The sequence below is a fragment of the Nostoc sp. CALU 546 genome, from assembly GCF_048836525.1.
In genome coordinates this window covers 24,769-40,478 of sequence record NZ_JAWJTF010000091.1, presented here as the reverse complement: position 1 = coordinate 40,478, position 15,710 = coordinate 24,769, and the positions used below count along the sequence as shown (strand labels likewise).

The following is a 15,710-nucleotide window of genomic DNA, read 5'->3' as shown; positions in this document are numbered from 1 at the left end:
GGTGCTTTCACCCGCAACCAGTCTGGTTTTACAGTCACAATCCGCTTTTACCATTAGAGTTATACAAATTCAATCGTAGCAAGCAAACCCTTGGATGAAGTGATCATATATATAGGAATCCGCTTTGATTTCTGAACTAATTTGCGTAGGCAGGCAATAGGCAATAGGCAATAGTCAAGAAGGCTTCTTAGTTGTACTGAGTTTTTTCAGAAATCAAATATGAGTCCTATATATATAGATGTAATTCTGCTATTTGCCGCAGGTTGTGATATTGTTAATTTACAATGCCATTTTTATGGCGGGATGTGGCGCAGCTTGGTAGCGCACTTCGTTCGGGACGAAGGGGCCGCTGGTTCGAATCCAGTCATCCCGATTTTTGTACTTTCGCAAATTAATGTCGTTTTTTGCAAATTAGTGTCGCGCTGGCTGTTTTTTAAAGTCGATTATAATCCATTTTGTTGGGATGTTGAAAGCCTCTAATAACTCGTATGTAAACGAATTGAGGATAAACTCAAGCTCGGTTTTTATGATGTTCTGTTGGAGTTTTTCGCTCTTTTTATGATAAGTGGTCGTTTTTAAACCCTTTCTTCTTATTGGCTTTTATGTCTGGTTTACCTTCTTCGCCCAAAAGAAAAGGTTGTTTTCGTCCCGCAGTTTTTAGTTTTCTGACTGTAGCTCTTTGATTTCTACTTGTTGCTGCTCTATCAAGTTGAGTAATATTTCTACTGTCCGACGCATTGATTCATCTGCAATCTCTTTGGTGTCGATGGTTTGCAGCACTTCAAATACTAAGTTCTTAGCAGATGGTTTTTGCGTCATGTGTCATATTTGATAACGCCGTATGTACCAATCTACATTCCGATTTTTTCTTTCTACCCCGATTTACCGAGCAGATACGTTTGAAGAATATTTACTTAAACCATTCGTTTATTTCCATAATTGGGAATCAAATACAGAAAAATATGGCGGAAAACTTTCGCCACGATGTACTAGTTTTACAGTAGTAGATCAAGTTTAAGCATCTATGTTGCTTGCCCACAGCATCATAAATTTCTGGACTGCATGGCTACAGTCGTTTAGTGTTGGAAAATGAAACTTGTATGATCGTTGTTAAAGTTCCTCTTTCGCAATGTTATAAGCGAATTACAGACCGAACTAGCAACAGATACCTGGATAGCATTGCTATTGAAAACCAAGGTATTAAGCGGATTAGCAATTTCTTTATTAAACGATGCATTATGGCAGACTCGTCAAATAAATCAAAGTCAAGTTGGTGCTTGGTTATTAACCAAATTTCAGTAATAATTACAAATCGGTTTGGAATGGGGAGTGGGGAGTGGGGAGTGTGGGGAGATAGAAAAAAGTAACAAACCTCCCACACTATAATCCGGGCTGGGGGTTAGGTCTGTATTGGACTCAACCCAGAAGCGCTACAATGCCTAGTTGCACCATAGCAATCCTATTTGATTGGTGAGAATTGCAAGCCGTAGAATCTCGCGAATGGTTCAGGATTGCACTAATACATTGTGGCTAAAGTCACCCATTCAGGTGAAGACATACAGAAATACTAATGCCTAGTATGAAGGAAGATTAAGCAATTATGAAGCACACTATGCGTCTAATTGTTTCTTCACTCATAAAAATTTAATCCTAAAGCTTTAACAACTCCATATTTTCAACTTTTCATCTAACTAAAGGCTACTCTTATATAGCAAGATTTACAGGCTTCTTTAATATGGCTACGCACATAGAAATTCCAGTTATTGGCAAAGTTAAGTATCCATTACGTTGGCTGATGGGGCTGATGGCAGGGGGTGCTTTGGTTGTGGCTACAGTTACAACCTATACCTTGGTAAATCAAGGGACAAACAAAGAAGATATTGCTCAATTAACAGTGCCAGTGGCAGCACAAAATGTGACATTGCGGATTACAGCTAGTGGCAAAGTCGTACCAGTTCAAAGCGTAAATATTAGTCCGAAGAACCCCGGTGTGCTGTCGCAATTATACGTGGAACAAGGCGATCGCATTCAACAAGGGCAAATTCTCGCCCGGATGGATAGTGCCAGCATCGAAGCTCAAAGGAGCCAGTACCGTGCCAACTTAGCCCAAAGTCAAGCACAGCTAGCCCAAGCTGTTGCTGGTAGTCGTCCTCAAGAAATCGCTCAAGCTAGGGCGCGATTAGCACAAGCTCAAGCTCAACTAGCTGCGGCTAAGGCTGGTAATCGTCCTCAAGAGATTGCTCAATCTCAATCACAAGTGGATGCGGCTCAAGCAAGGGTGAATTACACCGGTGAACAGGTAAAGCGTTATCAATACTTATATAAAGAGGGAGCAGAGAGAAAACAATTACTCGATCAAGCCATCAGCGACGACAAAAGTGCTAGAGCTAGTCTAGAAGAAGCTAAAAAACGATTGTCGTTAGTCCAAAGTGGCACTAGGACTGAGGAAATCGACCAACGTCAAGCCGCTGTGAATGAAGCGCGAGCAGCATTGGTACTGTTAGAAGATGGCACCCGTTCTGAAGAAATTGTCCAGCGTCAAGCCGCTGTTGCATCCGCTGAGGCTCAATTGAAGGGTGTGCAAGTGCAGTTAGATGAGACTATTATTCGCGCTCCTCTTTCGGGAATTGTTACCCAAAAGTATGCTGATCCAGGGGCGTTTGTCACACCCACAACTTCTGCTTCTGCTAGTGCGTCGGCAACTTCCAGTTCAATTGTGGCTGTAGCAAGGGGTTTAGAAGTATTAGCTCAAGTTCCCGAAGCCGATATTGGCAGAATTAAGCAGGGACAGCAAGTGGAAATTGTCGCCGACGCTTATCCCGATCAAGTTTTTAAAGGTAAAGTGCGCCTGATTGCTCCCGAAGCAGTGGTGGAACAAGGTGTAACATCCTTCCAGGTGCGGGTTGCTCTCGATACTGGGACAGATGAGCTGCGTTCTGGCCTAAATGTGGATCTGACTTTCTTAGGCGATCGCGTTAATAATGCCTTAGTGTTACCAACGGTGTCAATCGTCACCGAAAAGGGTCAAACTGGGGTACTCATACCAGATGCAAACAATAAACCCCAGTTCCGCGAAGTTACAATTGGGGCGCAAATTCAAAATCAAACTCAGATTTTAGGGGGAATTAAAGAAGGCGATCGCGTTTTTGTGAACCCACCTAAAGACTACAAAATTGAAAAAGCGAAAGAACAGAATAATTCGTAATTCGTAATTGTTTAAGATATGAATTTTTTAGAAAGTGTCCAAATGGCGGGGAAAACTCTGCTATCGAATAAGCTGCGTAGCGCCCTCACTATGTTGGGTATAGTTATTGGCAACGCCTCAGTGATTGCCATGATTGGGATTGGCGAAGGTGGGCAAAAGTTCGTTAATAAACAGCTGGAGTCACTAGGGCCAAATGTGCTATTTGTACTGCCAGGTAATCGAGAAACTCAGCGGATATCCTTTGAAGTGCCAAAAACTCTGGTGTTGCAAGATGCGGAAGCGATCGCTTCTCAAGTACCAACAGTAGTAGGAGTTGCGCCAGAGTTAAACAGAAGACAGGTAGTTACATACCGCAATAAAAACACCGATGTCAACATCATTGGCACAACTCCCAGCTTCCTATCAGTGCGGGATTTTGAAACTGCCAAAGGTAGGTTTTTCTCTGAGGTAGACATCAAGCGAAGTAACCAAGTTGTAGTGCTGGGTGGAGACTTGGCAGAAAAACTATTTGGCAGTAGTAACCCGATAGGACAGCAATTGCGAGTTGGAAATACCAGTTTTCAAGTGATTGGGACGCTAATAGCCAAAGGTTCCAGCGTGGGAGCAGATTATGATGATGCTGCTTTAATACCGATTACGACTTCAGCAAACCGACTTGTGGGAAAGAATTCTCCTTATGGTATTGCTTTAGATTATCTTGTTGCTGCCGCTCGTGATTCCGAGAGCGTAGATGCAGCAGAATTTCAAATTACTAATTTGCTGCGTCTACGGCACAAAATTAATGGTGAAGATGACTTTACTCTTCGCACCCAGAAAGATGCTTTGCAAACTGTCGGTCAAATTACAGGTGCATTGACAATTATGCTAGCTGCGATCGCAGGCATATCGTTATTTGTTGGCGGCATCGGCATCATGAATATTATGCTAGTTTCCGTCACCGAACGCACCCAAGAAATCGGATTGCGAAAAGCGATCGGGGCAACTGAGCAAGATATTTTGCTACAGTTCATCATTGAGGCAGTGATAGTTTCCGCAGCTGGCGGTTTAGTTGGGACTGCGGTTGGTATTAGTGGCATCCTATTAGTGGGAGCCTTGACACCTTTAGAAGCGAGTCTTTCTCCTGTAGCGATTACTATGGCAGTTGGTGTCTCTGGAGGTATTGGTTTATTTTTTGGCGTTGTTCCTGCACGTCGCGCTGCTAAACTCGACCCCATTGTGGCTTTGAGAAGTGCTTAGTTGAGTAATGAGTAATGAGTAATGAGTAATGAGTAATTAGTAAAAATAAATTTAGGACTAGCCCTTTCAAGGTGATGAAATTTGGAACGAAGATTGGGTGATTTCAACCTTCAAAAAGCTCAAAATTTGGGCGGAGGATTCAAGATGCTAGCATTGAAACAACGTATCTTCGTTGGTCACCTTGAAAGGGCTAGTCCTAAAATTAATAATCGCACTCAGCACTGTTTACGACAAGTATTAAAACTTTTGCGATAGAGTGCTAGGCATTGCAGAACGAATTGCATTAATAAAATTTTGGGCATAATTCTGCGTTGAAAAATCGAGGGCGCGTTGTCTGGCGGCTACTCCCGCACTCTGGGCAAATTCTTGTTCGTCAAGATAGCGGAGAATTGCGATCGCTAATTTATCTGCATCGCCGTAAGGTGTTAATAGTCCATTCATCCCATCGGTAATAATCTCTGTCGGGCCGCCTGCATCTCCAGCAATCACAGGTTTACCCAACGCCATCGCCTCAATAATCACAATCCCAAACGGCTCTTTATCCGATGCATGAACGAATACATCCATCGCCTGCACCCACTCCGGGATATTACGTTGTAGCCCAGCCATAATTACTTGCTCTTTCAAGCCCAAGGTTGCGATTTCGGCTTTTAAGAAGTCCTCATAATCCGGCTCCAAATCATGCTTACCGCCAACCACAACACAATGGGCATCGGGATACTTCTGTAAAATTTTGGGCATTGCTTGCACCAATACGTGCATTCCCTTCCATCGTTGCAATCGCCCAACAATTCCAATCAACGGCCCGTGTAAAGGTAAGCCCAGTTTCCGGCGTGCTTCTTCTGGAGTTGGTAAAGCATTAGGCTCAAATCGGTCTAATGCGACACCAGGGTAAACCAAAGGTGTTGGCCTGTGGGGCCAAATTTCTGCCTGTGCTTGCTTACCATCTTGAGAAAGAGTGATAATTGCCCGCGCTGGGATTAAAGTAGCGAATCGTACCAACCAAGTCTTATCACTAGGTACTTCTAGTTGATACCATATAGCAGGTAAGCCCGCCAGCATTGCCGCCAAACCTCCAGATATATGCGTGATCCACATCCAATTGACAATTATATCTGCACGTTCGCGGCGTGCGATCGCAGCTATCCGAAAAACAGCACCAATAAAACGGTGGATTTGGCGTAAACGTCCACTTTCCACAACTCGCGCATCAATACCAAGAGACTTTACTTGTTCGACCATCGGGCCGTTTTCCAAAAATATCACCAGCCACTCAACACCGACATTACGTCCCTGCTTCACCAAGTCCCAAAGCATCATTTCACCGCCACCTCGTTGTTCAGCCAGCGGCATTACAATAATTACTTTCATAATCTATATCATTCCTATTTAAGTTATAAGTTTCGTCTTTTAACAAAATCCAATGACAAATGACAAATGACTAATGACCACTTAACGAATTATTTTGATGTTGATAATATTTATGTCCCGCCATAGCCATAGCTAAAAATCCCCAAAGAATCATCCCTGCGACGCTTAACATCCCACTACCAATAACTAGCTGAGTAGCAGAACTAATACCGATGGCGCGGGCAGCACTGATAAAACTATCAAAACGACCTTCACCATATTTGCTGACACTAATAATTAAAAAAATTAATCCACCCATATAAAAAATGGCTCCAAACCAACCAAGAGTGAAAAACATATCTAAAATGCCACTGTCAATCACCACTACTTCAATTTGACCAGTTTTTTCATTGACTTTCCAAATATTTCCTAACCCATTACCTAAACCATTAGAAAGGGCTAAACCAAGATTTTTGTCATAACTTCCCGATCTATCTTGAAAGCTGCCATCATCTTCAAGACTAGACAAAGTTTCCAAACGCGTTGCTACAACCCCAGCAATTGGCTCGATAGTTGTCAATGGCACAACACAAATTGCCATCACCACGATTATGCCAATTAAGCGCATTTGAATTCGGGTTTTGACTGAACCCATAATCATAATTACTCCAAATAACCAACCTCCCCAATTAGTACGTGCTTGTGTCAATAAAAAAGACAAGTAACCAACAGCTGAAGCAGGAAAAATTAAGTTTCCTGAACTAGTAAATAACAACAGTAACCCAGCTTGCATAACAGCACCAAAGGGGCCGACTGAGTGCAATGTACTCCAGACGCGCATCCCGAAAGGTACGGGGTTTCCAGAACTGGTAAATAATTTTGATTCAATGAGCCAATATCTGTCCCACTCTGGAGCTACCACGAATTGGTATACGCCATAAGCCCCTAAAATCAACACACACCAGAGGAATGTCCGCTGAATATTCTGGCGATAGCTGGGATAATCTCGCCAATTAGTAAATAAGTGAAAAGCGAAGATGATCGGACTGAGCCAATCCAATAAACCGCGGGCTACAGGGATAGGTGGGTTATAAATCAGACCTACCAGAAAACCATAGAACACTCCAATAAAAGCCAAAACAAAGGGTAATCCCCCTTGGCGAGAGGCGCGGGGAAGGTGTCGTAAAAAAGTTGCTATGGTGACAAACACCACTAAATAGGGTGCTATGAGCATTTGACGGCTAGCATCCCAACCAACTCGATAGTCAACTAAGCGGGTAGCTAAGGGCGTAAGAAACCAGATCCACCAGGTAAAGCTGATGTAGAGAATGGGATGCCGCAAGTATAAAAACACGGCTACTACTAAAGCTGTCACTGGATAAATTAGGCGTAATGCAGCAGTAGCCCCAGCAAAATAGCAAACTACAGTCAGTAATAGAAAACCTGCGATCGCCATCCAACCCTGTAGCGATCGCTCTTGGGGAGAATAGTTTTCTTGTGAAAAACTATTAAAAAGTATCTGTCTAGAATTCATTCAATTTTAGATTTTGGATTTACCAAAGGTTTGTAGTAAGCACTTTAGTGCTTAAAAAATAAGGACTAAAGTCCTTACTACAAACTTCTTTTTTAATTACGAATTACGAATTACGAATTACAAATTCTTTATATCCTTGCCAACGTCCCCGCCAAGATGCTAGCAATTTTTTCCCCGCCAACTGCCCTTGACTAGGTAAAAATCTCAACCATTGTACGAAGCCCAAACTATCGCATGTACCCACGAATATTGCCCAGAATAAAAATACAATTCGGCGGATAAATGGCAAATGCTCTAATAAAACTAAGGTTTCATTATGGACTAAATTAATAAAGGCAATTTCATTAAAGTTATTGCGCTGATCTTCATCAAAACGTTGTGCTGGATAGTGATCTACAGCAACGTTAGGATCATAAATTATCTTCCAACCAGCTCGCTTTAATGCGAGAGTAAATGCCATTTCAAAGTGTACTTGCGCTCCAGTACCACGCATCCGCTCGTCAAAGCGTAATTGTCCGATTGCCTCTTTACGAAAACTCATGTTTACGCCTTTGAGAATATCGACTTCGCGCGGTTCTCCCACTCCCAGGTGATGGTTGCCAATCACTCGCCCAAACCACTGCAACTGTCCGACTACTGGGCGGGATGCGTCTTCTAATTTGCTGCCGTGGTGTATCCAATCACGCCCTCCCAGACCGCCGAGGCGACTATCTGAGGTAAAGTAAGCGGCGATCCGCTCTAACCAATCTGGGTGAGGTGCGGCATCATCATCAGTAATAGAAACAATATCGCCTTCTACTGCTGCCAATCCGGCGTTGAGGGCTGCTACTACTCCCGGTTGTGTCACTTTCACAGTATGCAGTGGCAAGTTGGGCGCGTTTAATTGCGCCAGGAATTGCCAAGTTTCTGCATCCGTGTCGCGGACAACCACTATCACCTGATCAACGGGTTTAATTTGCTCCTGTAGCGCCAAAAGGCAACGTGATAGGTCTTGTGGACGGCGATAAGTCGGTATCAGAACAGTGTTCCGCATTCTTGCTTAACTCCTCGAATAGATCCACATAAGTTTGTGCCATAGTAATCCAGCTATGTTGTTCTGCCACAGAACGAGCTGCTTTGCTCATTTGCTGCATCAATGGGACATCGTTCACCAAAGACATCAGCGCCACAGCTAAAGCATCAATATCATCTGAGTCGGGTAAGACGATGCCACATTCTGGTGTCACCAACTCTGCGCCTCCGGTAGCTGTGGCAGTAATTACTGGTAGTCCTGAAGAAAGTGCTTCTAACAATACGAGGCTACAAGCTTCATATCGGGAAGGAAAAACAAATAAATCTACTGACCGCATAATTTCGGGGATATCACGACGATATCCGACAAAATGCACGCGATCGCTTAACCCCAAAGAAGCCGCTAGTTGAGGGAAGGGACTACCTTCGATGTAACCCACTACCGCCAGATGTAAATCGGGAACTTTCACCAAGGCGTGCAGTATGGTATCTAAGTTCTTTCTGGGCGTGCGGATATCTCCAGCGAACAATGCTAGGGTGACGTTTTCCGGTAAACCTAATTTTTGGCGGTCGCTTTGGCCAGGGGTAAACTCTTCTAAGTCTACGCCATTGACAATTACGCGAATCCGAGAACGGGGTACACCAATATTGACTAATTCGTGACCGATTTTTTCTGATACAGCCACAACAACCTGTGCTTTTTGGAAAGCCCGTTTTTCCCAATGGGCATTAAAAGCCGTAAACAGCCATTGGTAGAAACCATATAAGTCTCGGCGGTTGCGGGAAATATGAACAGGCGATCGCAACCATGAACTGTGGACAAAATGTACAGCATTCACATCAGCCGCAGCCAGATTAATTGCTCCATTGACTTTAACTAAATCAATCTCAGAGCGATGTTGACGTAACCAATCTGCACTTTTTTGAGCAAATACGAAATTACGCACAAATTCTGTGGGATAGCCTTTGACTGGAATTTTAATCCAATTAACTTGGCTATTGTCTTCTAGTTCTGGAGCGACTTCACTAGCTAATAATGTCAGTTCATGACCACGACGAATTGCTTCATTAGCAACTTCATAGTTTACCCGCCCCTGACCATCACCTTTTTTGATTTTATGAGTAACAATACAAAGTTTCATACTCTATTTTCCTTAGTAATATCAACTCACGCCAAGACGCAAAATAAGATTTTTATTTTCTCTGTCTCTGCTGATTAATCAAGGTTTTACCCCACCCTAACCCTCCCCTTATAAAGGGGAGGGAACTAAATAGATTTCTTTTTCCCCCCTTTATAAGGGGGGATTAAGGGGGGTAATTAGCCCTTTTTAACGGGGTTAGAGAGGATCAAAAGTGCCTAAAGTTACAGACACTTTGCAAATATCCTCTTAGATATGATTGCTCTATTATTTCGGCATTTTGATTAACTTACTTGCCACAACTCGCGGAGTGAAACTAAGAGTAAGTGCCGCTATAGTTCGTGCATTAAATTTTTGTTGATGCAGCGCTTGCCAAAAATAAGGACGGGCTGCGGCTATCTGTTCACTTCGCAGCAAACCGATTCCCAAAGTAGTGTTAGCTTCTAACCATTTACGTTGAAAGTACGTCTTAAAGTGCTGTAAGCGAGGGTCTTCCATAAAGACTTGATAACAAAACATTTCGCTTTTAGCTTTGCGAATTTTTGCCTGTACATCTCGACTACCACTGAGCATAGTATCAGTTTGCTCATGGGCGCGATATTGCGTCAATCTTTCGGGATAGTAATAAGCGCTACCACCAGATATACAGCATAGATAAGTTAAATATAAATCCCACATCCCGCCAACTTCTGAGGGAATGCTATCCCAATCAATAAAATTATTGCGAATTACACAAGATGCAGCAGTAGGTATGCTTTTATCTATCAATCCAATTTTATAAAAAGATTGATGAATTCCTTTTGCTAGTTTGTCCCGTTTGTAACCGCGTGTATTTTCTTCGGTTCCAATTTTATTAATTTTCCCAGATGCATCTATAATATATTGGTCGCAAAAAGCGATAACTAACTCAGAGTTTGCTTCCAGTAGTGGTACTAACTTTGCTAAAAAATCTTTATTCCAAATATCATCATCATGGAGACTAGCAACATATTTACCTCGCGCCATCTTAAAGCCATGCTGCTGATTAGCAAGCATACCCACATTTTCCTGATGTCGCCAAAATCTGATGCGTGAATCACCAAAAGATTCGACAAGTGATTGAGGATTTTCTGGACTACAATTATCAGAAATAATAATTTCGATATTTTGATAAGTTTGGTTTACAGCACTAGCGATCGCTAGCTTAAGATACTCTGAACGATTATAGGTGGGAATAATCACGCTAACTAAAGGTGGTTCGCATTCTTGCTGCAATGACATATTGTTCTCCCTTGATTTTTTCTAAGTAGAAGATTGCACTAATTGATATTTTTAGCGAACTCAGATTATTTAGCTTGAGGAATGCTATATAACCTTTTCGCTCTCGAAGGAAATTCAGCTATTGTTTTTGCATAAATTGTTCGGAGATTATTTACATGAGCAGCCATTGTAAATTCTTTCATCAATAAAGCATGACCTTGTATGCCCATGTAGCGGCTTTTTTGATAATCTCTATACAACTCATGGATAGCATCAGCCAGTTTTTGAATATCATTACCTGGAACTAAAATGCCCGTTTCTCCATCTCGTAAATGTTCTGGAATTCCTCCGACTGCACTACCAATTACAGGTCGATAACGAGAGTATGCTTCGAGAGTTACAAGACCAGCAGGTTCAGGCCAAACACTAGGAAAAACGACTGCAAAACACTGTTGATAAAGTTGATTTATTTTATCGCGATCGCACCAACCATGCCAAGTAATTCGGTGATTCAATCCGAGAGTCTTTGCTAACTTTTCTAAGCGGGGTCGTTCCCAGCCTTCACCTGCAATATCAAGTTGAATTTTTGGGTCTGTATGTATTAAGGTTTTAAGTAACCATTCCAGACCTTTATCAGAAACAATTCGTCCAGCAAACAAAATTCTATGATTTTGATGGACTTCTAAACTTAGGGGTATAGTTGCTGTTTTCGGTACAGATATACCACAGTGTAGTGTTACAGTTTGTTCAGGGGGTACACCATTTTGAATTAATTCTTGGCGCACGTATTCGCTATTAGCAATAAAAGTAATTTTTACCTTTTTTAATAAATCTAATAATTGATGAGTGTTTTGAAGTTCTCTAAGAGTTCTTAAAGGTCTACGGCTACCACATTTATCTATTAACTTACCCCAGGTACATCCTAAGTAAGAAAAATTGCGATCGCAGATTGTCCGCTGCTCCGCTAAATACTTTGTGCCACTAGGACAGTAGAATGAGTGATTATGAACGCTGAAAACTGCGGGACATTCGCCTGTAAGCTGCAATAGCAAATCTGGGCTGTGGATATGCAACAGTTTAAACTGGCTTTGATCTATATTCTTGAGCGATTTTATCACGCGATCGCTAACTTCGTGTGGTCGATGTTCAAATAGAGAAGCTAAATAAGTTTCAACACCTCCGCCCTCACCTACATCAAAATTGGAGCATTGATAAATCAGGTCTGGATCAATTATTTTCTGGTACATATTTTCTGTTATTTTTTAGTATATTTAACCAAGTTTGATAGTTGCTAAAAACTTATTATCAAAGATAATAAGGCTTTAGAATACTGTTTTTTGGCGAGAGGATGTCTGAAAAGTATTTTTGATAACATCTAAGCCTCGGAAACCTAACCCCATAGCTACAAGGGAATAGGGGTTTCAAAGCCTCTCTCCGTTTCGGGGAAAGGTTTGGAGAGGGGTTCACAGTATACTTTGCGACTTTTCAGACATCCTCCGATACAATTTCACCCAATTACTGTTACAGATACATAGCTAGGGTCATACGGCTGTAGAAATATACAGCCGATTTATAGGTTGCAAGTCTTTGGGTAATCGGATATTGCTTCTAATCCGATTGTCTTACTTCATACTGCATTTGATGATATTTCCAAAGCTTACCTTTGAGTTCTAAAAGTTCTTGATACTTACCTTGTTCTACTATCCGTCCCTGTTCTAAAACTACAACTTTATCTGCTTTAGAAATGGTAGAAAGACGGTGAGCGATCGCAATTACTGTTTTACCAACAGATAGCTTTTCTAATGAATCTTGAATTAACCGCTCAGATAGCGAATCTAAGGCGCTAGTTGCTTCATCCAAAATCAAAATTTCGGGGTTCCGTAGTAAAGCTCGTGCAATAGCAATTCGCTGTCTTTGTCCTCCAGATAATCTAACACCCCGATCTCCCAATTGGGTGTTGAAACCTTCGGGCATTTCTAAAATAAATTCTAGTGCATTCGCTAGTTTAGCTGCTTCTTGAATTTCCTCATTAGTCGCTTCTGAAGTCCCGTAAGAAATATTCTCCCAAACATTAGTATTGAAGATAAAAGTATCTTGACTAACAACAGCTATTTTGCGACGCAGGGAATTAATTTCAAACTGCCGGATATCAATTTCATCAATATACAGATATCCATCTGTAGCATTATAAAATCTGGGAATTAAATCCGCAAGAGTTGTTTTACCCGCACCAGAGGCTCCGACTAATGCTGTCATTTTTCCCTTTTCAATAGTCAGGGTAATATTATGCAGCACTAGATTTTCATCATCATAGCCAAAATCTACAGATACTAAATCTATTGATCTTTTTAAACCAGTAAACTGAACTTTGCCATTTTTAAAGTAATATTTCTCCTCCGTTGTCAGCAGCTTTTTAATATTGTCTGCCGAACCATGTAAAGTACTGAGATATGCTCTCGTCCCATTGATATCTTGAACGAAGGGAATAAAGCGAAAAAGCACAAAGAAAAAAGTTAACAAAGAAGCAACTTGTAGTGTTCCATTGGTAACAAGGCTAGTGAAAGCCAAAATAATCATTCCTACCAATACCGTAGTTGCTACCCCTTCGGCAATTGGCTTCACAAGTGTCCAAGTAAATACAACTTTTGTTGTAGAACTTATTACTTTGTCGCTAGCTTTGTAGTAACGTTGACGCTCAAATTCTTGAGTACCACAGGTGTGAACAGTCCGAATTCCATTAATAAATTCTATGGCTGTTGATGTAAAATTAGCATTAGCAGTTGTCATCCCAAAACTTGATTCTCTGACTCTAGCGTTCAGATTAGACAACCCCACACCTAAAAGTGTAAATAGTAATGCTGAAATTAGCGTCAGTTGCCATGATATCAAAAACATTGATATTAAGTAGACAAGAGTTGTCAATCCTCTTGTTACTAAAAAAGCACCGCCACTGAAACCCTGTCTGATCTTTTCGATTTCTGTGGTAATTGTGTTAATTAGTTCACCAGAACGAGTTTTGGCAAAGTAACTTAGCGATAAAGATTGTAACTGTTCAAAGATTTGCTTACGTAAGCGGTCGGCAAGATGTAGTTGAGATAATTCAGTATAGACTTGAGAAAAATAATTGAAGGTGGCACGTAACCAAGTACTCAATAAAATCAGCAAAGATACGCGGTAGAGGCGATTAATCGCTGATGTCTTGGCTCCCAAAATCCAAATATCAAACCATTCTATTCCTGTTTGGACAGGTTGAGCATTAGGGCTGGTTAAGCTTTGCAAAAATGAAAGTAAGAAACCAATACTCACACCTTCAAAAGTTGCCGCCAAAATCGAAAATATCAGAGCTAAAATTGCAATTTTGCGAAAGTGTTTAAATTCTCGCAATATCAAATAGTTTTCTTGCCAAAAGCTGGTAGCTTTGAGCAAATTACGGAATTGTTGAGGAAGTTGGGAATGCATGAATTTTATAATAATAGTTTGGCAAAGTAGATAGACCGCTATAGATGCTACACAACCAATTTTTGCTTTCGCCTAAGTGCGGTAGATGAAATCATCAATTACCGAAGAAGAATTCAGGAGCCAGAATCCAGAATGGATTCTGTTGAGGTATTCTGAATTCTGAATTCTGACTCCTTTTCATAGGGTTTGGCTATCCAGATGTAACAGGTGAGACTGTGCCTCTACTTCCCATGAAGTTGGTAGTTTATTTAGCTGTACTGCATCTTCTAAAGTCCAACAACGAGAGCCGGTTAAACTCATGTCACCCCGCAGCACATTAAATAACTGTGGCAGATTGTTGAGATTGTATTTACTCATCCAACGCTCTAGTGATGTGGTGTTGTACGTGCAAAAACTCATCGCTTGAAAGAGTTTACCCCGTTCTCCAACACGCCATTCATGACAAAAAAGTGATCCTGGTGAGTAAACCTGCATCAACACAATCAATCCCAGCATTACTGGACTCAGTAATAGCAGCAACCCTAAAGCAGCAATCCAATCAATTAGTCGCTGCAACTGTCTGAAGGGTAGTTTTTTGCCAGTGGGTATGCTGAGGAATATTGGCTTTTGAGCTTCTTCACATGCATCTGCCCAAAACCGGAGCGAAGCTTCACCCAGTTTTGGATCTATGCTCACCAAACTTACAGGAGAATGTTGTAAGCATTCTACTAGCGATCGCTTACTATCTAATGCAGGTAGATATGGTTGTTTAACTTGTCCAGGCACTTTCACCAACAGCTTACCGCGCCGCCATTGGAGTGTGCAGTACCCACGATTATCTTGGTTTTCCTGGGTTACATCATATAAATTCTGTAGAGTTGGAATTATTGAAGTTGTCATAATGTCTTTGGGTTTATACAGGAGTGAATTACTGAGGCGTTATCAAAGGCTATCAATGCCAAAGACCCAAATCCGAATCTTGTTGTCAGTCCAAAAAGATTGAGGGCAAAAATATGCTATTGCTATTTGCCACTCAGCCAAGCACACATCGTGCAGAATTCTGCTGGTGTAGAGGTGTACAAATCAACGTTACTATCAATATTCATGGGTAATTGGTATTTTTCCGGTAACTACTGAAAGTAGAAATGTGTAGAGGGAAATTACCCATAAATCTATATATACGTTTAATCGTACTGAGGTGTTTCTTGTATCGATAGATTTACCAAAACCAGTCCACTCTTGTCTTCTAGCCTTTATGAAGGTGCTTTAATCTCTAGAATATAAGACTATGTAGAAATAGCGATCGCTCAAATAAATTCTTTATTTACTCTTTAAAGAGCCAGTGATTTCTCTGAAAACCCATAAAGATAGCATAAATATACTGAAATTTTCCTGATAGCAATAAAATTAAATTTTGGTCATAAAAATGTAGGGGCAATTCATGAATTGCCCCTACAACGTGTAGTTTTTACCTCGTTCCCAGTCTCCGACTGGGAATGCCATCCTAGAGGCTCCGCCTCCCTTACTCGCGGCAGAGCCGCTTTGAATGCATTTCCAG

General features: G+C 41.4%; 11 protein-coding genes and 1 tRNA gene. 3 read left to right on the top strand and 9 right to left on the bottom strand.

Going from position 1 to position 15,710, the window contains the following annotated elements; all coding sequences use genetic code 11:
* Positions 1-299: 299 nt before the first annotated feature.
* Positions 300-373: transfer RNA gene (locus RRG12_RS31965), tRNA-Pro, on the top strand.
* A 284-nt stretch (positions 374-657) separates the two neighbouring features.
* Here RRG12_RS31965 and RRG12_RS31960 read toward each other — a convergent pair.
* On the bottom strand, positions 658-819 hold the full coding sequence (locus tag RRG12_RS31960; protein ID WP_420761981.1) for a hypothetical protein: 162 nt from the start codon (positions 817-819) through the stop codon (positions 658-660).
* Positions 820-1,735: 916 nt separating this feature from the next.
* Between RRG12_RS31960 and RRG12_RS31955 the strand changes: the two genes are divergently transcribed.
* Together RRG12_RS31955 and RRG12_RS31950 are read left to right on the top strand one after the other, a co-directional pair.
* Positions 1,736-3,205, top strand: coding sequence for an efflux RND transporter periplasmic adaptor subunit (locus RRG12_RS31955; RefSeq protein ID WP_420761980.1), 1,470 nt, complete (start codon positions 1,736-1,738; stop codon positions 3,203-3,205).
* A gap of 18 nt (positions 3,206-3,223) precedes the next feature.
* The gene (locus tag RRG12_RS31950) at positions 3,224-4,441 is read left to right on the top strand and encodes an ABC transporter permease (RefSeq protein ID WP_420761979.1); all 1,218 of its coding nucleotides are present in this window, start codon (positions 3,224-3,226) and stop codon (positions 4,439-4,441) included.
* 237 nt (positions 4,442-4,678) lie between these two features.
* Here the strand turns inward: RRG12_RS31950 and RRG12_RS31945 are convergent, their stop codons facing one another.
* The 8 genes from RRG12_RS31945 to hepC form a co-directional block, all read right to left on the bottom strand.
* The gene (locus tag RRG12_RS31945; protein ID WP_420761978.1) at positions 4,679-5,812 is read right to left on the bottom strand and encodes a glycosyltransferase family 4 protein; all 1,134 of its coding nucleotides are present in this window, start codon (positions 5,810-5,812) and stop codon (positions 4,679-4,681) included.
* A gap of 70 nt (positions 5,813-5,882) precedes the next feature.
* Complete coding sequence (locus RRG12_RS31940) at positions 5,883-7,325, bottom strand: glucose-6-phosphate isomerase (protein ID WP_069074614.1); 1,443 nt, start codon at positions 7,323-7,325, stop codon at positions 5,883-5,885.
* 103 nt (positions 7,326-7,428) lie between these two features.
* Positions 7,429-8,358 carry a glycosyltransferase family 2 protein gene (locus RRG12_RS31935; RefSeq protein WP_420761977.1) on the bottom strand — a complete coding sequence of 310 codons (930 nt, stop codon included), beginning with the start codon at positions 8,356-8,358 and terminating at the stop codon, positions 7,429-7,431.
* A complete protein-coding gene (locus tag RRG12_RS31930) occupies positions 8,276-9,478 on the bottom strand; it encodes a glycosyltransferase family 4 protein (RefSeq protein ID WP_069074612.1) in 1,203 nt (400 codons plus the stop codon). Before RRG12_RS31930 ends, RRG12_RS31935 begins: the two co-directional genes overlap by 83 nt.
* Before the next feature lie 264 nt (positions 9,479-9,742).
* The gene (locus tag RRG12_RS31925; protein WP_420761976.1) at positions 9,743-10,735 is read right to left on the bottom strand and encodes a glycosyltransferase family 2 protein; all 993 of its coding nucleotides are present in this window, start codon (positions 10,733-10,735) and stop codon (positions 9,743-9,745) included.
* Positions 10,736-10,800: 65 nt separating this feature from the next.
* A complete protein-coding gene (locus tag RRG12_RS31920; RefSeq protein ID WP_420761975.1) occupies positions 10,801-11,961 on the bottom strand; it encodes a glycosyltransferase family 4 protein in 1,161 nt (386 codons plus the stop codon).
* 361 nt (positions 11,962-12,322) lie between these two features.
* A complete protein-coding gene (hepA, locus tag RRG12_RS31915; RefSeq protein WP_420761974.1) occupies positions 12,323-14,173 on the bottom strand; it encodes a heterocyst formation ABC transporter subunit HepA in 1,851 nt (616 codons plus the stop codon).
* A gap of 177 nt (positions 14,174-14,350) precedes the next feature.
* Positions 14,351-15,052 carry a heterocyst development glycosyltransferase HepC gene (gene hepC / locus RRG12_RS31910; RefSeq protein ID WP_420761973.1) on the bottom strand — a complete coding sequence of 234 codons (702 nt, stop codon included), beginning with the start codon at positions 15,050-15,052 and terminating at the stop codon, positions 14,351-14,353.
* Between the last annotated feature and the right edge of the window lie 658 nt (positions 15,053-15,710).